Below are 24,026 nucleotides of genomic sequence, written 5' to 3'. Positions count from 1 at the left end.
TTTGTCCGGTTAATCTCTATCATCTCATACTCACTAAAGTCTATCCGCCCAATGAAAAAGAACTGTCTACTCTGCTTTTTGCTCTTCTTTTCCTGTTATTCGGCTTTTGCTGGTGAAAGCCTGGATTCATTGTTGAATGTGCTTGATAAAACGATTAAGGAAGCCGATATTTATGTACAGATCAAAGAGAACAAACTCCATGAACTGAAAAAAGAAGCACGAAAGACACCTCCCGTTTCTGTCGAACGCTATCATCTGAATAATGATATTTATCTTGAATATAAAGCATACAGTTCCGATTCCGCACTCCACTATCTGAATGAAAATATGCTGCTGGCTCGCCAGTTGAATGACAAAGAGCGGGAACTTAACATTCAATTGGAACTATCCTATCTGTTATCCTCTATCGGAATGTATATGGAAGCAGCGGATATACTTAACTCGATTGATCGTCAGACATTGCCATCGTCACTTTTGGGATATTACTATACTTGTTACGAGCATGTATATTTCGAAGCAGGAGCGGCACAACCCCGATATAAGATGTTTGCTTCCCGCTATGCAAAATTGAGCCATGCCTACCGTGATTCGATGCAGGTCACTTTAGATCCGTCCTCGGCTACATACCTGTGGTTGCGTGAGACGCAATTAAGAGAAGCCGGAAAATACGATGAGGCTCTTGAATTCAGTGACCGTCGGCTTGCGGAATCTTCTTTCGGAACGCCTCAATATGCACTGGTAGCCTATCAGCGTTTCCGCCTTTTTGAGAGCATGGGCAAGAAAGACGAGCATTTGTATTATCTGGTGCTTTCAGCCATTTCAGATGTGCGTTCCGCCATTAAGGAGCAATCTTCTTTGATGGTACTGGCACAAGAACTGAATAGAAAAGGAGATTTGAAACGTGCCTATGACTATATCAATTTCTCATGGGAAATATCACAATTCTATAAAACGCGGTTGCGGAGCTGGATGAATATCACCCCGCTTTCTATGATAAACGGGAATTATCAGGATATTATCAAGCAACAGAACCGGGAATTACTGATCTATATTGCGTGCGTAGCCTTGTTGGCATTACTGTTGGTGATCGCATTAATCTATATCTACCGGCAGATGAAAGCCCTTTCCATCGCGAAAAAAGGATTGCAGGAAGTAAACGAACGGCTTTTCTCGTTAAATGAAGAACTCGAAGAAGTGAACCGTCATCTTCGTTCCACCAATCTCGAGCTTTCCGAGTCCAATCTCATTAAAGAAGCCTATATTGCCCGTTTCTTCAAACTGTGCTCTGTATATGTAGACCGTTTGCAAGCGTACAGAAAGCTGGTAAACAAGAAACTGCAACGCGGACAAGTGGCAGAATTGCTCAAGATGACACATCTTAGCAATGACATTGTAACCGTTGAAGTGCAAGAATTATATGCGAACTTTGATTCCGCTTTCCTGCATCTCTTTCCTAATTTCGTGGAATCTCTCAATGCCTTATTATTGCCGGAAGAACAAATCGTTTTGAAACCGGATGAATTACTGAATACCGAACTGCGTATTTTTGCTTTGATACGTTTGGGAATAAAAGACAGTTCGCAGATTGCGGAACTTCTGCATTACTCAGTGAATACAATCTATAATTACCGTTCGAGAGTAAAAACAAAAGCACGTGTTTCACGAGACGATTTTGAAGATTTGGTGGCAAAAATCCGTTAATAAAATCTGTGCCCAATCTACCTTTTAATGTGAGCTTATTTAGAAATAAGATATTAATAATCAAGTGGTTATTTCTTTGAGAGAATTGTAGATTTCCACTTATATTCCCTTTGCTATTTTTTATCGGGGCATTTCCCTCTATTTTTGTCATAACCGAACGGAACGAACAGGTTCCGCCTTCGGGAGTTTCTTTTTTTATTAACCTTTATAGAAATACAAATGAAAAATGAATTACTGCATTTTTTTGTTCCGGAAAAAGGAAGAAGAACAAAACGCCAGCCGATAAGCTGGTTATGCTGTTGGGCTATTCTATTGGGAATAGTTTGCAACGCTTGCTCTGACGATGATCCTGTGAAAAAGAATCCTTACCTGCAAGTAAGTACCCGTGCCCTGCTGAAAGAAGTGGTGGAGGTCAAATTCAACAACATTGATGGAAATACCGATATTACTGTCGATTTTGGTGACGGGACGGTCAAGGAAGGAAAAGCTGCTACCCCTATCACTTATGCCTATACCCAAAGTGGCGACTACACATTGCATGTTACAGCAGGTCAGTATGAGGTGCAGAAGAGAATCCGTATCTATAATCTGTTGGCACTGACGGAGGCGATGAAGCAATTCAGAGAGCCGGACAACAAAAAAGTATGGGTCATGACACACCGGGCGCACACGTCGGACAGGACTGTTCCCGAAAATTCAGTCTCTTCCGTAGAAGATGCCATTGATTCGGGCGCGGAAGTGATCGAGTGTGATACTCATGTGACAAGCGACGGAGTGGTAGTGGTATGCCATGACCAAACCATTAATGCCACTACGGATGGCACAGGCGACATCACAAAAATGACCTATGCAGAATTACAGAAGTACAACCTGAAAGACCGGAATGGCCGGGTGACTGATGAAAAAATGCCTACTCTGGAAGAGTTTCTGAAAGCAGGACGCGGTAGAATCTATTACAACCTCGACTACTCTCCGCGCACGGCTACTTCGCAGCAGGTGGTGGATATCGTGATGAAGCTGGATATGATGGAATCTGTATTCTTCTATTGTAACAGTGCGCAGAAAGCGGAAGAAGTATTGGGTATTACTCCTAAAGCACATGTGTATACATGGACAGGAAGTCATAAACCGATGATAGGGCTGCCGGGTAATTACTTTGTGCAATACAGTTACCTGACAAACGGGAAAAGCACTCCTTTGGGAAGTTCAATCAATGACGGAATGCTTGCTACGGTAAATATGCTTCCGACAAGTGGCAGTAGCGTATCCGAATGGACACTGAACGAGGATTATCTGAATGAACTCTTGCAAATCTATCCGATGGTATGTATGATACAGACGGACTTACCGGACTTGTTGATTCCGGCATTACAGGCAAGAGGGCTTCGTTAACTTTATCATCTAATATAAAAATCATCTATTTATGAGAAATATTCATTTCAAAACGTGTACCTGTCTGTTAGGTATATTGCTGATGCTGTTTTCCGGTATCCAGGCAAGAGGAGCTTCCTTAGAAGTGCAGCAGGAACGTAAAATATCCGGTACGGTGATCGACGAAAAGGGGGAACCTGTCATCGGAGCTTCGGTGGTAGTTGTAGAGACGAAACAAGGCACCATCACCAATATCGACGGTAAATTCCAGGTGAATGCTCCGCAGAACGGACGTTTAAAAATCTCTTATATCGGTTATGAGACACAAGAGGTGGCTATCAAAGACCGGCAGTCATTGAAAATCGTGTTGAAAGAAGAATCCACAGCGTTGAATGAAGTGGTAGTGGTGGGTTATGGTACGATGAAACGGAAAGAAATGACCTCGGCTATTTCGCATGTCGGTGCGAAAGACCTGAATCAAATCTCCAGTCTCGATGCTTCCATGCTGTTGCAGGGAAAAGTATCCAGTGTATCTGTTTCCAATACGGCTTTGGCCGATCCGAACAGTACGGGAAGTATCCAGATTCGTGGTATATCTTCGCGTAATGCCGGGCTGGGCCCGTTGATTGTTGTAGACGGAGTGCCGGGAGGTGATATGACGAATATCAATCCCGCCGATATTGAATCGATCGATGTGTTGAAAGACGGTGCCGCTTCCGCTATCTACGGTACACGGGGTAGCAACGGTGTGATCCTTGTGAATCTGAAAAAAGGAACCCGTGACGGGGAAGTGCATACGACTTACAGCGCTGCCGTCACCTTCAATAAAGCAAAGAAAGAGCTGGACATTATGAATGCGGAAGAATATCGTGCTTACCGCACGGTTTCTAATCCACTTTCCGATATGGGAGCCAGTACGGATTGGTTTGATGCCGTTACCCGTTTGGGAGTGACACACATGCACACGTTGACCTTCTCCGGAGGTAATGCGAGAACTAATTATCGCGTAACAGCCGATTATCGAAAAGCGCAGGGAATCGACTTGCGTTCCGACCGTCGGGAATATGGTGCGCGTGCTACCATCAGCCACACAACGAAAGACGGCCTGTTTACCTTTGCGGCTAACATGACTCCCCGTGTCATCGACCGGAATAAGTCAGCCAGTGTCTATGGCAGTGTCATCAAGAATAATCCGACAATGCCGGTTTATGATCCTGAATCAGCTAACGGATACTATCGTTTTCCGTCCGGAGGCGACAGCTCGAATATTGTTGAACAATTGAATGAGGAAGAGAATGGTACAGAGATTAAATTGCTGGAATGGAATGCTACTGCTGCCGTTAATTTGTTGCCGTTGTTCAATCCTAATAATCCGAACATGGTCTTGAAATCACAGGTTACTGTTTCACAGTATCAGGTGGATAAGTTCAACGGATGGTTCATTCCGTCTACTTATGGTCCCAATGTCAATTCGGGTGTTGCCGGAAAAGCGAGCCGTGACTTTGATAAAAACACTAACAACAATCTCGAATGGGTGACCAACTTCTCTACACGCATCAAGGATCATCAAATCCGTGCAATGGTAGGTTATAGCTACAATTATGGGGTAAGTTCGGGTATGGGAGCCGAGAACTGGGACTTCTCTTCCGACGGATTGACGTACAATAATCTGGGCTCCGGTCTGGAAGCAGCCAAAGAAGGAAAAACCATGATGAGCTCTTATAAAAATGACCATAAATTAATCAGCTTCTTCGGACGTGTCAATTACGATTGGAAAGAGCGCTATTTGTTCACTTTCTCTTTACGCCACGAAGGTTCCTCCCGCTTTGGTGAGAATCATAAATGGGGTAATTTCCCGGCGGTATCTGTCGGCTGGCGTATCTCGGATGAGAAGTTTATGAAAGGATTCTCATGGATTGACGACTTGAAAGTGCGTTATGACTATGGGGTGACAGGTAATCAGGAAATAGGTAACTACCAGTCTTTGGCAACCTATAGAGCCTATGGCTGGTATCAGTATGGCGGCAACAACTTCCATGTATGGGGACCGAGTAAGAATGTCAACTCGGAACTCCGTTGGGAGAAAGGGCACAATCAGAATATCGGTTTGGACTTCTCGCTCTTCAAACACAAAGTGACCGGTTCATTTAACTATTTCCACCGTAAACAAAGCGATTTGCTCGGTAGCTATTCCGTATCGGTTCCGCCCAATTTGTTCTCTACCATCTATGCCAATGTGGGTACATTGCGCAATACCGGTTTCGAGCTTGATATAACTGTAAATGCTGTCCGGACAAAGGATTTCACTTATAGTTTCACTTTAGTGGGAGCCACTAATAACAATAAGTTTGTCAGCTTCTCCAATGATGTGTACAAGGGGCAGAAATATTACTCCACGTGTAATATGGCGAATCCCAACAATCCAGGATATTTGCAGCGGATTGAAGAAGGCGAACGTATCGGCAACTACTTCACCTACCGTTATGCGGGAGTGGACAAAAAAGGTGACTGGCTGATTTATGACAAGAAAGGAAATGTGATTCCTGTTGCGCAGGGTACGGAAGAAGACAAGGCAGTGACCGGAAACGGTTTGCCGAAATTCACCGGTTCTATGACGCACAACTTCACTTACAAGAATTTCGACTTGACTGTTGCCCTCCGCGGTGCTGCCGGGTTTGACCTATTCAATGTGCACGATTTCTATTTTGGCTTGCAGAGTATGAGTACCAACCAGTTGACTACCGCCTATTCGAAGAATGCGCATATCACGACGGGTAAGAATGTGATAACCGACTATTTCATCGAACCGGGGGATTACCTGAAGATAGACAACATCACTTTAGGATATACGATGAACCTGAATAAGAAGTATATTGAAAAGATACGTTTGTTCGGCACAGCCAACAATCTTTATACATTCACGAAGTTCACCGGTGTAGACCCTTCTACCTACGAAGTGAACGGACTGACACCGGGTACTTTCGGAGGAGGATACAACTATTATCCGTCTGCCTTCCAGTTTATTTTAGGTTTACAAGTTAGTTTTTAAAAAAAGAACCATTATGAAAATAACAAAATATATCATAGGATTAAGTATGATGGCGGGCACAGTGTTAGGCTTACCGTCTTGTACGGATCTGTCGGAAACGGTGTATGACCAGGTGATGTCCAAGAACTATTATAACACGAAACAGGATGTTATCAACGCCGTTTTCCGTCCCTTTGAGCACATGTATTGCTGTATCTGGATACGTCATGAGAACGAGGAACTTCCCGCAGACCAGTTGATTACTCCCACTCGTGGCACTTGGTGGTACGATGGAGGTTTGTGGGAAATGTATCACCGTCATCAATATGATGATATCAATCAGGGCGACTGGTTGAGCGAATGGGAAAACTTTTATGTAGGTATTGGCCAATGCAATATGGTATTGGACGACTTGAACCAATTGAATCCGTCCAATTATGGTTTGAGTGACAGTGAATTTGAAAGTTTTAAAGCGCAGTTGCGCTGTATGCGTGCCTGGGGTTATCTCCGTCTGTTGAATACCCATCGCAACTGTATTCTCACCACTACATCAGACCAGGCTGTGAACGAACTGCCGGAAAATCGGAAGCAAGTCTCTCCGCAAATCATGTTCGATTTCATCGAGAGTGAATTGAAAGATTACTGTCTGGCGGCCTTGCCCTCCAAGAGTGGACAATCCGGGAATGGTAGCCAACAGGGACAGTTCACGAAAGCTGCTGCGGCATCATTATTGGTGCGTCTTTATCTGAATGCGGAGGTATGGATCGGTCAGGCGAAATGGCAGGAATGTATCGATATGTGTAAACGTATCACGGGAGGAGAGTTCGGATATTATGCGATTGCGGATAACTGGTATGAACCTTTCGACTGGAACAATGAAATGTGCAATGAGGTGATCTTCGGTTTTCCCGGTTCTTACGGGCTGACCAGCTGGCATCTGCAAAATGACAGAAGAACGGTTTACGGACGTGGTTTGCCTTATGGTAGTGCGTATTACCTGAAAATAGAGGGAAACGGCGAACGGAATCCGAAATACGCGCTTTCACCGAGCTATGACAATCAGCAGCCACGCGAACTGTTCGACTATGGATTAGGAATGGTTACCCGGAAGTTTGCCAAATATCAGGGAGACATACGTTATAAGCAATATGTAAACACCGGTAACAATACCCGCGAAGGTATGTTTTTTCTCGAAGGTAAGATTGCCAACTCCGCTGTCAGTGGAGGATATGCCAAGAACCCGGATAATCAATATGTGATTTATTTGCGTGACCAGGTCGGACGATTTGAGGGAAATGCAGAGTCAGGTTATATCTCTAATCCGGCTTATAAGGAATCTAAATTGGGTAATGGTGACTTCAATTCCGGACTTTACTGTGTGAAGTATCCTTTCTATCCGTTTACCGGAGGTTATTATATTGAGTCCGACTATACAGAGATTCGTTTGGCAGAGATTATTTATTCTCAAGCTGAAGCCCTTCTCCGTCTCGGACAAGCAGGTGAGGCTGGCAAATTGCTGAACAGCGTGCGTAAGCGCAACTACGAAAACTTTACAGCGAATATCGCTTACCAGCCGGAAGGCAACGTAGTACTCGATCAGAAAGAAATGCTGGATGAGTGGGGACGGGAATTTCTGGCGGAAAGCCGTCGTCGTACAGACTTAATTCGTTTCGGCAGGTATCAGGAAGCATGGTGGGACAAACCACGGGATGCGGACAATCATTATGAACTGTTCCCCTTGTCGCAGACACAACTAGAACAGAATGAATACCTGAAACAGAATCCCGGTTATCCGGATATTGCCCGGTGAAATCGGTGAATTTGTGATTATTCTTATCTAATGTACAAGTTAAAAAAGAAAGAAAATGAAAAATAGTTTATTCATAATATCGAAGCTATGTATGCTGGCTTTCATTCTCCTGTTGGCACAGGGATGCCAGGAAGACTATGAGATGATAGACCCGCCGATGATGACCGACTACGACGATGATCTGGACGAAGAAGTGATTATGCAGAAAGGACTGGAGAGTTACTTCGTGACTCAATTCGGTGAAGGGGAAATGGATGGTAGTTCCTGGGAACAGGCGTTGGATGTGGCTGGCTTCCGTAAGTTGTTGAGCGGTTCTGTCGATCTGTCCAAGAGTACGATTTACATGAGTCAGGGGAAATATGTCATGTCCGAAGAAAGTGGACTTGGTGTAATCGTTCGTAAGAATATAAAGGCGATTAAGGGCGGATATAGTCAGTTTAGCGAAGGGACCGATGTTTCGGCACGTGATATAGATGCGTATGTGACTGTTATCAGCGGCGATGTGAACGGAAATAAACAGGCGGATGCCGGTGACTGTGGTTTGCTATTGGTGAAGAAAGGGCATATTGTCATTGAGGGAGTTACTTTCCAATATGGATATGTGTCTGAAGCGGATGCCAGTACAACCGAATGTGGTAGTGGAATTTACGTGAGCGGCGGTGTTGGTGATACTTCCATCGAGTTGACCGATTGCGTGATTAGAGATTGTACGTCAGCAGTAACGACTTCTGCCAAGCAGGGTGGTCCGGCAGTCTTTGTCTTGTCGGGACAGGTGCGGCTGAATAAGGTGAACTTGCTGGATAATAAGGCTGTCGGTCGTGGAGGCGCTGTTCGTTGTAGTAGCAAGACAGCGGTGGTGTTTATGAATGGTTGTCTGTTGAAAGGCAATTCTCATAACGGTTCGTGGGGAAATGGTATTCAGATGTCGGAAGGACATATCTGTATTAACAATACCACGCTGATAGATAATATGGGGACAGGTGCCGCTCTGAACGGAGGAGGAAGTATCCTGCTGACCAATAATACAATCATTGGAAATGCGAGCGATAGTCATGGAGCGGTACGTTGTGAGACAGGTGCCGGTGGTGATACGAAGTTTATTAATAACCTGTTGATCTCTGAAAATCCTTCGGCTCCGAGCTTTAATCTGAATGGCAGTAACTTTGAAGCCTTTTCGAAGGGATATAATGTGTATCAGCGCGTGACGGGAATAACGATGAGTGCGTCCGACACGGCTTATCCCAATCCGGTGAATGGCATGCTGAATGAAAAGGGAGTGTATGTGTGGGATCTCAATCAGATTGGTTCGGTAAAAGGATATGCTACCAAACAGGCGGTGATAGAAGTTGCGAAAAGTTTTAATCCGGTGACTTCGCCTATTGCTGATTTGGGAGAAGTGTTTGTGGAATGGGTCGGTGAAGATGCTTTCGGTATAGACCAACGCGGAGTGACTCGTAATGCGAACAAGATGCAAGCCGGTGCTTATGATGCGGTTCTGACAAATTAAACTCTAAAACGACTGTAACATGAAGAAGATATTTTATATAATAGCTTTGGGTATCGCACTAGCCGGATGCTCAAACAACGAGGATGAGTTACTATCAATGGGCAGTTTCCCCGAAGATCATGTCATCCGCGTCATTACCGAAGTGAATGAACCTCTGTCGCGTGCAGGGTATGACGCCATGAATCTGGAACGTTTCGGATTAATGATCCGGAACAGCGAAAATGCTGCTTATAACTATCATAAACAAATGGTTGGTTCCGGCAGTGCATGGAGTACGTCTGACGGTCAACAGATGCTTTGGGATGCAGAAAGAACACCTGTGACGATGATAGCGTATGCGCCATTTATGAGTGAAGCCACTCCGGACGCTTCGTTGACGGTCAATGCGTTAACCAACCAGTCTACCGAAGAAAATGTGAAATCCTCTGATTTCCTGTTGATGAAAGCGACAGTTGACCCGGAGCAGGATTTAACGGCAGATGGGAAACTGAAAATCTCTTTGAATCATGCCATGAGTAAGTTGATTATAAAAATCACGGTCAATGGTACGACGGATGCTTCCATGAGTAAGTTAGGAGATATGGCTATCAATGGGGCTGTTGTCAATGCCACTTGTGATTTGTCAGCAGCGGCTCCGGTAGTTGTTCCTGCGGCGGATGCAGTAGTGGCAACTGTGGCTCCCTATAAAGGGACGGAATCTTGCGAATGTATCCTGCCTCCTCAAAAAATAGCAGAGGGCTTCTCTGTCAATTTCAGCTATGACGGGAAACTGTATATCTGGACTGCAAAAGAGCCCATTGAACTGGAAAAAGGAGTGGAACATACCTTAACTCTCAATGTAAACACAACAGTCCGACTGGCTGCTAAAATGGCCAGAAATTGGGCAACCGGGCAACTTATCGACCGGAATTAAAGAAGGAGGAGATAAACGATGAAGATTACAAAACTGATATTGGCTGCGTATTTACTGACGAGTATGGCGGCCTGTGATACAGATAAGAATATAGCTATGTACGGTGAAGATTCCGGTGCTATCCGGATTGAAGCCTCTATTAATACTGCCTTTACCCGCAGTAATCCCGGTGCGGCGGGAGATCAGCAGAAACAATTTAATGAGGGTGATGAGATTCAGTTAAGTTGTGAGGATGGGTATTTGAGTTATGTACTCTCGGAAGGAAAATGGATACCGACGGATAACTATTATTTAAGGTGGGGTGCGGAGCCGGTGACTTACTCGGCTTTCTATCCGGTGGTGAGCGGAGCCAGTACGGCCAACTTTACACTTCCCACCAACCAGCAACGTCTGGAAAACCTGGCCAAAGCCGACTATATGACATGTACTGTGGAGAATGCAACAGATGATGGTTCCCGTATTCTTCGTTTGGGTATGAACCGGAAAATGGCAAAAGTGATTATGACGCTTGCAGATGTAGGCGGACAAGGCAAGGTGCAGGGAGTAAAGATCGGTTCTTATCAGGGATACACGAATGGTGAAGTGGTATCGGGCACTTCTTTGATATCACCGTTCATTACAGTTCCCAAAGGTGGTAAGGCAGGACAGAACGGTTGTACTTATACTGCCATCGTAGCTCCCGGAAAAGCCGGAACCACCGCTACCTTTGTCTCTTTGAATTATTTGGGAGAAGATTTGGTATTACCCGGTATTCCGGAATTGAAGCCCGCAAAGTGTTATGAATTCACGTTGAAAGTGGAAGGCTCGATTATAAGTATTAGTGAACCCATTGTTTCTCCGTGGGATAGCGGTACTTTGTCGGGAGGAGATGTAGAAGAATTGCAGCTTGCGGCTTATTACGTAAAAGAACAGCCTGCCGGAAACGCAACCGGTATGGATTGGGACAATGCTATGGGAGTGGATGCGTTGCGCAACTTGTTACAAACGAATGGTAACAGTGACATCTCCAACGCTAATGCAGTCAAACTGGATGGCAAGAAGATTTATGTAGCTGCAGGCTCTTATGAGATGGCGAAAGAAAATTCCGGCGTGAAGATAGAATATAGCGGTTATAGCAAGCAAGTGGAAATAACGATTGAAGGCGGATATGATCCTTCAAGTACGGGAACGGATTTGACGAAGCGTGACATTAGTAAATATACGACTGCTTTTGTCAGAAATACCGGTAGTGGAGCGTTTGCGACATCCAACTCTTTATTAGTGCTGGGCAATCAGACAAATATTATTTTCGACGGTTGTACTTTCAACGGACAATATGGATTGAACGATGCAGGAAGTGTCCGTGCCGTATTTGTTGCGGCAGGTGGAGGTGATGCAACCCTGCAACTGAATAATTGTGTCATCAAGAACTTCAATCGCGGAAGTGATGGTGGAACAGATGGTGGAGCAGCCGTTAAAGTATCAAAGGGAAGAGTCTTGCTAAATGATGTAGAGATGGTGAATAACAAGGCGACAGGGCGGGGAGGAGCCATCACTACCACCGCAGCAAACAGCTTTCTGTTTATGAACAACTGCTTGTTGCATGAAAATTATGCACCGACCGCTTGGGGAACTGCCATTCATGCCGGAAACGGATATGTCTGCATGAATAATGTAACCGTACTTGGTACCACCGCTACTGGAGGAAATAGTATCACAGTCAATGGAGATGCCTATTTTATGCTTGCCAATACTACCATTGTTGGTAATTCAGGTAATCCGAACGGTGTGTTCCGTGCAGGGGGCAGGGCTTCTACAGTGGTAAATTCATTGTTTGCTAAAGGAGCCGGAAGCAGGACGATTTATGCAGGTAATATTACTTCCGGTGGATATAATGTATATCAGGCTGCGGATGCAGGTTGGGGAGCTGTTTCTACGGACACGGACTATTCATCCCAAACTCTTCCCGCCGCAACTTTGACCGATGGTGTTTACCAATGGACGGTAACCGGTACTATTGATGAATTTGCAACGAAACAGGCTGTAATTGATGCGGTGAAATCTTTCGACGCAACTGTGGGACAGCAATTTATCAATTGGGTGGGTGAAAACGGCTTTGGAGTAGACCAACGAGGAGTTGCCCGTAATGTCAACAAGATGCAGGCTGGTGCTTATGATGCCGGGTTGTAGCAGTGAGGCAATAGGTAGTTGAACAAAATTGAGCAGAAAGATTAAATAATGATAGATATGAAGAAAAGCAGGTTTATAGTGCTTTTGTTACTTTTCTGTTTGCAGCCAGGTTTCCTGGCTGCACAACGGGCGGAGGCCATCCGCAAGGATGTATTGAATCCGTGCCTGGACAAAGTATTGGTGGTGGCGCACCGTGGAAATTGGAGTATTGCCCCCGAAAACTCCCTGGCGGCTATCGATAGTGCTATTCGGATGAAAGTGGACATTGTAGAGATTGATATCCGTAAGACGAAAGATGGTCAGCTGGTACTGATGCATGATGATACGGTAGATCGCACCACCAATGGTACAGGAAAAGTAAAAGATAAGACATTGGCTGAAATAAAGCAACTTCGGTTGAAAGATAAAGACGGCCGGCTGACGGAACATACTGTCCCTACTTTGGAAGAAGCTTTGCTGGCTGCCAAAGGCCAGATAATGGTTAACCTGGATAAGGCTTACAGCATTTTTGATGATGTATATGTGATATTGAAGAAAACCGATACTGCAGATTTAGTGATAATGAAAGGTGCCCAACCCGTGGAGACGGTGAAGCGGGAGTTCGGTTCTTATCTGGATAAGGTAATCTATATGCCCGTCGTAACGATTGATGAGGAGAAATCGATGAAGGTGGTCGAGGACTATATGGAACAGTTGCATCCGGTTGCTTTTGAGTTGTGTTACCGGAATGTTGCAAGTCCGGTGCCTGCCCGGATGGAACGCAGGCTGGCAGGGAAAAGTCTGATTTGGTATAACACTTTGTGGGCTTCTCTGGCAGGAGGACATGATGATGAGGCTGCTAGGAAAGATCCGGACGCAAGTTATGGGTATCTGATAAACAAGTTGGGGGCAAGAATCCTCCAAACAGACAGTCCGGCTTTTATGCTCGATTATTTGAGAAGTAAAGGATGGCATGACTAATCACTAAGACTAAATTTATGAACGATATAAAGTTTTCTTTATGGGCAGCGGGATGGTTGTTCATCCTGCTCCTTGCAGGCAGTTGTAAGTCGGCGAATGAGTCGAGAGCTCCGGTTGCTTTAACCTGGGAAATGGGAAGCTACGATGGAAATGGTAAATATTATGAGAATTCTTTTCTACTGAAGAATGTTTCGGATGCTCCTATTGGAAAGGACTGGGAGATTTATTATTCGCAGTTTCCCCGTTCGATCCGGCAGGATGCTTCGTCGCCGGTTAGGGTAGAGGAAGTAAATGCGACTCTATTTAAAATATATCCGGGAGAAGGATTTAGTTCACTGGCTCCGGGAGATTCATTGAGAGTGATATTCCAGTGTGACGGGAAAGTGCCGAAGAATTCACATGCGCCCGAAGGGAGCTATTGGGTAAGTCAGTCGGGGACATCGAAAGGTAAGCCGCTGCCTGTGACGTTACATGCCATTCCATTGCCTGTTACTGAATGGCAAAGGACGGCTGCACGGAAGACGTATGAAACCAATCTTCGTTTACTAAATGCAGATACTCCGGAGTTCCGGATGACGGATATCATACCTTCCGTAAAAAAGGTGCTTGCTACCGGAGGGGAAACGGTGTTGGAGAAACAACTTGCTTTGACTTTCCATGAGGATTTTGCCAATGAAGGAAAACTGTTGAAAGAGAAGCTCACTGCATGGCATGGATTGGAAATTGTGCCGGAAGCCTCGGTAACCATTGTCTTGGACTATCTTTCTGACAGGAAAAAAGCAGTCAATGAGGAATATTATGAACTGTGCATTGACGGTCAGCAAATAAGGATTAGTGCCGCTACTCCACATGGAGTTTTTAATGGTACACAGACCCTGTTAGGATTGCTGAAAGGGCAGGAAAGCCCGTTCCGGTTGGAAGCAATGTCTATACAGGATTATCCGGACTTATTATATCGGGGACAGATGCTCGATATTGCCCGGAATTATACAACGGTGGATAACTTAAAGAAGCTGATTGATATGCTCTCTTCTTACAAACTGAATGTGCTCCAGTTCCATTTCTCGGATGATGAAGGCTGGCGGCTGGAAATTCCGGGATTGGAGGAGTTGACTGCAATCAGTTCGCGGCGGGGACATACAACCGATGAAAAGGACTGGTTGTATCCGGCTTATGATGGCGGATATGATCCGTATGCTGCAACATCGGGAAATGGTTATTATACCCGGGAGGAATTCATTGATTTATTACGATATGCGGCGGAAAGACATGTGCAGGTCATCCCGGAAATAGAATCCCCCGGCCATGCACGTGCGGCGATTGTGGCAATGAATGTACGTTATAAGAAATACATCGATACCGATCCGGAGAAAGCGGAAGAATATCTTTTGAGTGACTTGCAGGATACTTCCCGATATGTTTCGGCACAAGCCTATACGGATAATGTTATGAATGTAGCCTTGCCCTCCACTTATCGTTTTATGGAAAAGGTGATTCAGGAAATAGTGGCTATGTATAAGGAAGCCGGTACACCGCTGGCTACCATCCATTTGGGAGGTGATGAAGTGGCTAAGGGCGCATGGATGGGTTCCCCTTTATGTAGGGCGTTAATGGAAGAGCAAGGCATGGAAAAGGCGCATGATCTGGCCGAATATTTCATCACCCGGGTAGCTGATTGCCTGCAACAGCATCATTTGTCTTTTAATGGCTGGCAGGAAGTGGCTTTGGGGCATCAAAAAGACACTCATACTTATTTATCTCAACGGGCAGCCGGTATCAATTCGTGGAAGACTGTTCCGGAATGGAAAGAGGATGAAATACCTTATCAGATAGCCAATAACGGTTATCCGGTCATCCTCTGCAATGTGAATAATTTCTATCTGGATTTGGCTTATGATGCTCATCCTGATGAACCGGGACATTTCTGGGGAGGATATGTGGATGAATCCAAAGCATTCTCCATGCTTCCGTTCGATGTCTATCGTTCTTCACGTACGGATATGGCGGGCAATCCGGTGGAAATTGGTTCCGCAGGAAAAGGAAAAACGACATTGACTGCCTCCGGCAGGAAACAAATAAAAGGGGTACAGGCACAACTGTTTGCCGAAACAATTCGAGGATTTCAATGGGTAGAATATTATATGTTCCCTAAAGTGATGGGACTGGTAGAGCGTGGCTGGAATGCGCATCCGGATTGGGAAACCCTTTCCGGTGCAGCCGAGCAGCAAACCTTTGACCGGGATCTGGCACTGTTCTATGAAAAAATCAGTGTAAAGGAAATGCCTTATTGGAGCCGGATAGGGGTAAACTTCCGTTTGCCTCATCCCGGACTCACCATCCGGGACGGACTTCTGTATGCAAATACTTCTATCGAAGGAGCACAGATACGCTATACGACGGATGGGACTGAACCGACGGTTGAGTCGGAGCTATGGGAGACTCCCGTAGCCTGTCAGGCTGCTGTTGTAAAAGCAAAGTTGTTTTATAGGGATAAGCAAAGTGTGACCAGCTGTTATTGGCAGTAATTAGTGGAATAGTAGAATAGATGTACTTTTAATTTCTAGCCGTTTTATTCTTTAAAATACGAAGATTTTCTCTACATTTGTCTTTATTAGTCTTGTAATCTTCTATTAAAGTTTAATACTCCGATGAAAAAAAGGTATTTGTTGTTTCTTCTACTTCTCTCTTTTCCACTATATACCCGGGCCGATAAGACCTTGGACTCACTGTTGAATGTGCTTGATTTGACGATTCAAGAACATGAGACTTATGTCGCTCAACGTGAATCACGTATCAAGCACCTTAAAGAACTGACACACGGAATAGAACCTAATTCCGCGGAACAGTATAATCTGAACAGTCAGATATACAAAGAATATAAAGCCTTTATCTGCGACTCTGCAATCCACTATTTGAATGAAAATATCCGGATTGCAGAGCGCTTGCGTGATACGGACCGGAAGATAGAAAGTCAGTTGCAGCTTTCGCTATTATTATCATCAACTGGAATGTATAAAGAGTCTCTTGATGTGCTGGAATCGGTAGACAGTCGGAAAATCATTCCTCGTTTAATAGCCGATTATTACACCTGCTTTGACCATGTGTATGGCGAGTTGGGCGTTTATACACAGGATAAAACCCTTTCGGGACGTTATTGGAGTATTTCACAGGCATATAGAGATTCATTATATGCTATATTGCCTCCGGAATCGGAAGAATACCTGCTGATGCGTGAAGCATCATTTCGCGATCAACGCCAGTATGAGGAAGCCCTGAAAGTGAATGATCTCCGGTTGACGAAAATAGAACCATATACTCCCCAATATGCGATGGCTACTTACCATCGTTCTTTGATTTACAAGTACAGTAATGATAGTTTGGGAGAGAAACGGAATCTTTGTCTTTCTGCTATATCGGATATTCGTTCTGCCATTAAGGACCATGCTTCGTTGTGGATGCTTGCCCAGCTACTTTACGAAGATGGTGATATGGAACGTGCGTACCAATATATGCGCTTTTCGTGGAATGCGACCAAGTTCTACAATGCCCGTCTGCGTAGTTGGCAGAGTGCTGACGTGCTTTCATTGATTGATAAAACCTATCAGGCAATGATTGAAAAGCAGAACGACCGTCTTCAACAGAACCTGCTGCTTATCACTGCACTGTTGGTGTTGTTGATTGTAGCTTTGGGATATATCTACCGTCAGATGAAAAAGCTGGCAGATGCAAGAAATCATCTTCAGGTAGCTAATAAGCAGTTAAACGGATTGAATGAGGAGTTGAGGCAAATGAATAGTTGCCTGTCTTCTACCAATATCGAACTCTCGGAGTCCAATCAGATCAAGGAAGAGTATATTGCCCGTTTCATCAAGTTGTGTTCTACTTATATCAACCGTTTAGACGCTTACCGGCGGATGGTGAATAAGAAAGTGTCTGCCGGACAAATTGCGGAATTATTAAAGATAACGCGTTCCCAAGATGCTCTTGACGAAGAGCTGGAAGAATTGTATGCAAACTTTGATACAGCCTTTTTGCATCTCTTCCCTAACTTTGTGGGAAAATTCAATGACTTATTACAGGAAAATGAACAGATTTTACCGAAGAAAGGCGAGTTATTGAATACTGAACTGCGCATCTTTGCTTTGATACGTCTGGGTATTGAAGACAGTTCACAAATTGCGGAGTTTCTTCGTTATTCGGTGAATACAATTTATAATTATCGGGCGAAAGTAAGGAATAAAGCCCGTGGATCGAGAGAGGATTTTGACGATTTAGTGCGAAAAATTCGCTAATTCGGACTGTAAATCAACCACTTTTTTAGGTATACGTTTTGAATGTAAATGGGTGAAAATAAGTGGATTATCGTTTTGTATGATCCACTTATTGCCCCCTTCTTGTTAGCTCACTTTAATTTCTTTATACTTTTGACCTGTGCTTCGAAAGTAATGAGAGTAGCCCATTGCTGACGAGCGTCTTATTATTAACTTTAAAACTTAGTACGCATGAAAAAAAACAGGCGAAAAATCCTTTCGGGGAGTCGCAAGATTTTCTTTGCTATCTTGGCAATGTTTTTATCTTTGAGTGCATCCGCACAGCAAATTACTGCATCCGGTCAGGTCCTGGATGCTCAAAAAGAACCGCTAATCGGTGTTAGTGTACAAGAGAAAGGTACGTCTAACGGAGCAATTACCGATTTAGATGGCAACTTCACATTAAACGTTAAGCAAAACGCCATTTTGATATTCTCTTATGTGGGTTATAAGTCGCAGGAGGTAAAGGCAGCCCACCAGATGAAGATCACACTTCAGGAAGATAATGAAGTGCTTGATGAAGTGGTGGTCATCGGTTATGGTTCGGTGAAACGGAAAGATGTGACTACCGCTATCTCTTCCGTATCTACCAAGGATTTGGATATGCGGCCTATCGTTTCGGCAGGGCAGGCCATTCAAGGTAAGGCAGCTGGTGTCTCGGTGATTCAGCCTAACGGTACGCCGGGCGGTGAAATGTCTATCCGTGTTCGTGGTACTACTTCAATGAATGGTAGTAATGATCCGCTGTATGTAGTAGATGGAGTGCCTGTAGACAATATCAAATTCCTTTCTCCGAATGATATTGAGAGTATGCAGATATTGAAAGATGCTTCATCGGCATCTATCTACGGTTCGCGTGCCGCTAACGGAGTCATTCTAATTACTACGAAGGCCGGTGCATCCGGTAATGCCAAAGTTTCTTTGACAGCCCAGTTCGGTTTGAACAAAGTGGCTGATAAAGTAGAATCCCTGAATGCAGCACAATATAAAGAATTGCAGGATGAAATCGGACTAGTGTCTTTGCCGGACGGATTACCCGATCGCACCGACTGGTTTGATGAAACGTATACGACCGGAAAGACTCAAAATTATCAGGTAGCTGTATCCAATGGTAATGAGAAAATGAAATATTACCTTTCTGCGGGTTACCTCAAAGAACAAGGAGTGTTGGACATCTCTTATTATAAGCGTTACAATTTCCGGGTAAATCTGGAAAATCAGGTTCGTAAATGGCTGACAGTAAGTGCTAATATCTCTTATTCAGATTATACAAGCAATGGAGGCGGAGCAATGGGAACAGGCTCGAATCGGGGTGGTGTTATTCTGGCTGTTATCAATACACCGACTTATGCGCCGGTGTGGGATGCTTTGAACCCTAATCAGTATTACAATAACTTCTATGGAGTGGGTAATATCACCAATCCATTAGAAAATATGGCCCGCGCGAAGAATAACAAAGACAAAGAAAACCGCTTGTTGGCATCGGGTAATATATTGCTGACTCCATTTCCGGAACTGAAGTTTAAGTCTACTCTTACTCTTGACCGTCGCAACGCCGTTAATACCACTTTTCTTGATCCGATTTCTACTGCTTGGGGCCGCAATCAGTATGGTGAGGCTTCGGACAATCGGAATATGAACACAGTGCTGACATTTGATAATGTATTGACTTATAATAAAAACTTCAAGAAACATGGCTTGGAAGTAATGGCCGGTTCGTCATGGACGGATTCAGACTATTCAAATAGCTGGATCAACGGTTCACACTATCGTAGCGATCAGATTCAAACATTGAATGCTGCCAATAAAATATCTTGGGATAATACAGGTACGGGTGCATCTCAATGGGGGATTATGTCATTCTTCGGACGTGTAGCTTATAACTTCGACAGTAAATACCTGGTAACGGCTAATCTTCGTGCCGATGGTTCTTCTAAATTGCATCCCGATCATCGTTGGGGCGTATTTCCTTCATTCTCTGCAGCCTGGCGTATTTCTTCGGAGAAGTTCATGGAGAACCTGACATGGATTGACGATTTAAAATTGCGCGGTGGCTGGGGACAAACCGGTAACCAGTCGGGTATTGGTGACTATGCATATTTGCAGCGTTACAATATCGGTCGTATCGAATGGTTTAAGAAAGGCGGCGAAGGTGATTCTACTGATTATGCAAATGCTGTTCCTACCATTAGCCAGGCCAACTTGCGTACATCTGATTTAACATGGGAAACCACGACACAGACCAATATAGGTCTGGATCTGACCATATTGAATGGACGGTTGACGTTTAATGCCGACTATTATTATAAGAAGACCAAAAACATGTTGATGAATGTGTCATTACCTGCCGGTGCCGCAGCTGCTACGTCTATTGCCCGTAACGAGGGTGAAATGGTAAATAAGGGTTTTGAGCTTTCTATTAGTTCGAAAAATCTTCGTGGAGGAGCATTTACATGGGATACAGACTTCAATATCTCTTTTAACCGGAATAAATTGACAAAACTGGAATTACAGAAAGTTTATTACGATGCTAAAACTGCGGATGTGGTGAATGACTATGTGGTACGTAATGAGCCGGGCCGTGCTTTGGGAGGTTTCTACGGTTATATAAGTGATGGGGTAGATCCTGAAACCGGTGAATTGATGTATCGTGATTTGAACAATGACGGTAAAATATCATCTTCCGACCGTACCTATATCGGTGATCCGAATCCGGATTTCACCTATGGTATGACTAATACCTTTTCATGGAAAGGCTTTAATTTGAGTATCTTTATCCAAGGTTCTTATGGAAACGATATTTATAATGCTTCACGTATTGAAACGGAAGGTATGTATGATGGTAAGAATCAGTCGGCCCGTGTACTGAATCGTTGGAAAATACCCGGACAGATAACAGACGTGCCTAAGGCTAATTTCAAATTGCTCAATTCTACCTATTTTGTAGAAGATGGCAGTTATCTAAGATTGAAGGATGTTTCCTTATCCTACAACGTTAAAGGTAAACTGTTGAAGAAATGGGGAATTACCCGTTTGCAACCTTACTTCACGGCTACTAACCTGCTGACATGGACCAGCTATTCGGGAATGGACCCGGAAGTAAACCAATGGGGTAACAGCGGTACGGTACAAGGTATCGATTGGGGTACTTACCCGCATTGCAGATCATACGTGTTTGGTATTAATGTTGAATTCTAATGAAAGGAAAGATTATGAAACTAAGAATTATATTTTACGGATTAACCTCCGGCTTGCTATTGGGACTTTCTTCCTGCTCGCTGAATTATGAGCCATTAGACACTTATTCGGATGTGACGGAAGGAGTGACAAGTGATGGTACAAAAATCGTATTCAAGGATAAAGCTGCAGTTGAAAGTCATCTGACAACGCTTTATAATCAAATGCGTGACCGTCAGGAACATTGGTATGTGGATTTACTTTTGATTGCAGACTCCCATTCGGATAATGCTTATGCCGGTACTACCGGAGCGGAAGTTGTCCCGTTTGAGAATAACTCGATTGAAGGTTCCAATTCTGTGTTGGAACGTGACTGGAACCGTTATTTGGAGGATGTGGCCCGTGCCAATAAACTCATTTGTAATATTGACCTGGTGACAGATAATTCGTTGACTACTGCCGAACGGGCGCAATACAAAGCAGAAGCGAAGATATTCCGTGCCATGGTAATGTTTGACATGGTACGTCTGTGGGGTGATTTCCCTGTGATTACAACGGTGGCTGATGATATTACTTCTGAAAACATTGATGAGGTATATCCACAATATTTCCCCAAACAAAATACGGAACTTGAAGCTTATCAGCAGATTGAAAAGGATTTGTTGGATGCAGTATTGTATGCTCCGGACAATACGCCGGGGAATAAGACGTTGTTTTCCAAATCTGTAGCTCGTACCTTATTGGCTAAAATATATGCCGAGAAACCTTTGCGTGATTATACGAAAGTTATCCAATATTGTGATGAGGTGAAAGCAGACGGTTTTGATCTGGTAGATGATTTCAGTGATTTGTTTGGAATGAATGCTGCGGGAACAGATGCAAAGATGCGTAATACAAAAGAATCGATTCTTGAAGCACAATTTACATCCGGAGCAGGTAACTGGTGTACATGGATGTTCGGGCGTGATCTCGTGAATTGGAATAACAATTTCACGTGGGCGAAATGGGTGACTCCGTCACGTGACCTGATTAGTGCTTTCAAACAGGAAGGGGATGAAGTCCGTTTCAAAGAATCAATAGTCTATTACGATTGTAATTGGAGCAACTATTATCCGTCTGATAATTATCCGTTCATGTATAAATGCCGCTCTGCCAACAGCAGTATCATCAAGTACCGTTATGCCGATGTCCTGTTGCTGAAAGCAGAAGCGCTGATTATGCAGGATACGCCGGATTTGGAAGGAGCCGCCGATATAATAGATGAAGTGCGCGACCGTGCCAAATTGGGAGCACTTCCCACCTCTGTCCGTTCAAACAAAAACGTCCTGCTGAATGCTTTGCTTAAAGAACGTCGGTTAGAACTGGCTTTTGAGGGACAACGATGGTTTGATCTGGTCCGTCTGGACAAGGTAGAAGAGGTGATGAATGCAGTGTATGCTAAGGATTCAGGACGCAAAGCGCAGATTTACACTTTTGATAAGAACTCTTATCGTTTGCCAATTCCGCAGTCGGTAATCGACGCGAATGATAAGATTCACCAGAATCCGGGTTATTAATTCAACTAAAAACATAGAAAACTTAAGATTATGATAGACATGAGAAATATAGCATTGACCTTTTTAGGATGCTTCACCATATTAGCTGCATGCAGCAACAGTGACGATGCGGAGAAACCGGTTACACCTGTTCCGACCGGAGATGTGACTATTTATGCGACCACTAGCAGCCTGACTCGCGATTTGACCCGTGATGCCGTTAATTTCAGCTCGAAAGATAATTTGGCACCTACTTCAATCACATTGAATCCGACTGAACAATATCAGACAATGGATGGCTTCGGAGCTGCTATCACAGGCGCCACTTGTTTTAATCTTCTGCAAATGAAACCGGAAGATCGTCACGCCTTCCTTACGGAAACATTCTCTGACGACAAAGGCTTCGGATTTAGCTATATCCGTATCTCCATCGGCTGCTCCGACTTTTCATTGAGCGAATATACCTGCTGTGATACGAAAGGTATTGAACATTTTGCTTTGCAAAGTGAAGAGAAAGACTATATCCTTCCGATTCTGAAAGAGATTTTGAGCATCAATCCTTCTATTAAAGTCATTGCCGCCCCTTGGACTTGTCCAAAATGGATGAAAGTAAAGAGTCTCACAGACCTTACTCCGCTGGATTCATGGACAAACGGTCAACTGAATCCAGCCTATTATCAGGACTATGCCACTTATTTTGTGAAATGGGTACAAGCATTCAACGCCGAAGGCATTGATATTTATGCTGTAACTCCCCAGAACGAACCGTTGAACCGTGGTAATTCCGCTTCGCTTTATATGAGTTGGGAAGAACAGAGGGACTTTGTGAAAACAGCACTCGGACCTAAATTCAAGGCAGCCGGACTGGCTACGAAAATTTATGCATACGATCATAACTATGATTATAGTGATATTGCAACAGAAAAGAACTACCCCGGTAAGATGTATGAAGACGCAGCAGCTTCCCAATACCTGGCCGGAGCTGCTTATCACAACTATGGCGGGAATCGCGAAGAGCTTTTAAATATACATAAAGCCTATCCTGAAAAGGAACTTCTTTTCACGGAGACTTCTATCGGAACATGGAATAGCGGACGTGATTTGTCGAAACGATTGCTGGAAGATATGAAAGAAGTAGCATTGGGTACGATCAACAACTGGTGTCGGGGAGTTATAGTGTGGAACCTGATGCTTGATAATGACCGTGCTCCTAACCGTGAAGGCGGTTGCCAGACTTGCTACGGAGCGGTGGATATCAGTAATAGCGACTATAAGACAATTATCCGCAACTCACATTATTATATCATCGCCCATCTCTCAAGTGTGGTGAAACCGGGAGCGGTACGTATCGGTGCATCCGGCTATGCTGATAGCAATATCATGTATTCTGCTTTCGAGAATCCGGATGGAACATACGCTTTTGTACTGATGAATAATAATGAAAAGACTAAAAAGATAACCTTAAGTGATGGTAAGCGTCATTTTGCTTATGATGTTCCGGGCAAATCTGTGACTTCCTATCGTTGGGCAAAGTCGGAATAAGAA

General features: G+C 44.2%; 13 protein-coding genes. All 13 read left to right on the top strand.

Going from position 1 to position 24,026, the window contains the following annotated elements:
- Nucleotides 1-51: 51 nt before the first annotated feature.
- The 13 genes from DW862_RS07745 to DW862_RS07685 all read left to right on the top strand — a co-directional run bounded on the left by DW862_RS07745 (nucleotide 52) and on the right by DW862_RS07685 (nucleotide 24,023).
- Nucleotides 52-1,701, top strand: a complete 1,650-nt coding sequence (locus DW862_RS07745; protein ID WP_009040959.1) for a DUF6377 domain-containing protein — start codon at nucleotides 52-54, stop codon at nucleotides 1,699-1,701.
- 219 nt (nucleotides 1,702-1,920) lie between these two features.
- Complete coding sequence (locus DW862_RS07740) at nucleotides 1,921-3,093, top strand: glycerophosphodiester phosphodiesterase family protein (protein WP_118195100.1); 1,173 nt, start codon at nucleotides 1,921-1,923, stop codon at nucleotides 3,091-3,093.
- A 31-nt stretch (nucleotides 3,094-3,124) separates the two neighbouring features.
- The gene (locus tag DW862_RS07735) at nucleotides 3,125-6,121 is read left to right on the top strand and encodes a SusC/RagA family TonB-linked outer membrane protein (RefSeq protein WP_120067661.1); all 2,997 of its coding nucleotides are present in this window, start codon (nucleotides 3,125-3,127) and stop codon (nucleotides 6,119-6,121) included.
- A gap of 13 nt (nucleotides 6,122-6,134) precedes the next feature.
- Complete coding sequence (locus DW862_RS07730) at nucleotides 6,135-7,910, top strand: RagB/SusD family nutrient uptake outer membrane protein (protein WP_120067659.1); 1,776 nt, start codon at nucleotides 6,135-6,137, stop codon at nucleotides 7,908-7,910.
- A 55-nt stretch (nucleotides 7,911-7,965) separates the two neighbouring features.
- Nucleotides 7,966-9,417, top strand: a complete 1,452-nt coding sequence (locus tag DW862_RS07725; RefSeq protein ID WP_009040961.1) for a right-handed parallel beta-helix repeat-containing protein — start codon at nucleotides 7,966-7,968, stop codon at nucleotides 9,415-9,417.
- 19 nt (nucleotides 9,418-9,436) lie between these two features.
- Complete coding sequence (locus DW862_RS07720; protein WP_120067656.1) at nucleotides 9,437-10,330, top strand: fimbrillin family protein; 894 nt, start codon at nucleotides 9,437-9,439, stop codon at nucleotides 10,328-10,330.
- A gap of 18 nt (nucleotides 10,331-10,348) precedes the next feature.
- Nucleotides 10,349-12,499, top strand: a complete 2,151-nt coding sequence (locus tag DW862_RS07715) for a fimbrillin family protein (RefSeq protein WP_032851618.1) — start codon at nucleotides 10,349-10,351, stop codon at nucleotides 12,497-12,499.
- Between the two features lie 57 nt (nucleotides 12,500-12,556).
- Nucleotides 12,557-13,459, top strand: coding sequence for a glycerophosphodiester phosphodiesterase family protein (locus DW862_RS07710; protein ID WP_008023870.1), 903 nt, complete (start codon nucleotides 12,557-12,559; stop codon nucleotides 13,457-13,459).
- Between the two features lie 17 nt (nucleotides 13,460-13,476).
- Entirely contained in the window at nucleotides 13,477-15,984 is a 2,508-nt protein-coding gene (locus DW862_RS07705; RefSeq protein ID WP_120067653.1) for a family 20 glycosylhydrolase, read from the top strand.
- Between the two features lie 123 nt (nucleotides 15,985-16,107).
- Complete coding sequence (locus DW862_RS07700) at nucleotides 16,108-17,751, top strand: DUF6377 domain-containing protein (protein ID WP_120067651.1); 1,644 nt, start codon at nucleotides 16,108-16,110, stop codon at nucleotides 17,749-17,751.
- 210 nt (nucleotides 17,752-17,961) lie between these two features.
- Complete coding sequence (locus tag DW862_RS07695) at nucleotides 17,962-20,967, top strand: TonB-dependent receptor (protein WP_120067648.1); 3,006 nt, start codon at nucleotides 17,962-17,964, stop codon at nucleotides 20,965-20,967.
- Nucleotides 20,967-22,502 carry a RagB/SusD family nutrient uptake outer membrane protein gene (locus DW862_RS07690; protein ID WP_165861895.1) on the top strand — a complete coding sequence of 512 codons (1,536 nt, stop codon included), beginning with the start codon at nucleotides 20,967-20,969 and terminating at the stop codon, nucleotides 22,500-22,502. The genes DW862_RS07695 and DW862_RS07690 overlap by 1 nt, the downstream gene beginning before the upstream one ends.
- 30 nt (nucleotides 22,503-22,532) lie before the next feature.
- Entirely contained in the window at nucleotides 22,533-24,023 is a 1,491-nt protein-coding gene (locus DW862_RS07685; RefSeq protein ID WP_009040968.1) for a glycoside hydrolase family 30 beta sandwich domain-containing protein, read from the top strand.
- Nucleotides 24,024-24,026 lie beyond the last annotated feature (3 nt).

Origin of the sequence: Bacteroides sp. AM37-9, from assembly GCF_003603455.1 — a bacterium.
Classification (GTDB): domain Bacteria; phylum Bacteroidota; class Bacteroidia; order Bacteroidales; family Bacteroidaceae; genus Bacteroides; species Bacteroides xylanisolvens.
The sequence above is the reverse complement of the archived record's forward strand: the minus strand, read 5'-3'. Positions and strand labels throughout refer to the sequence as shown.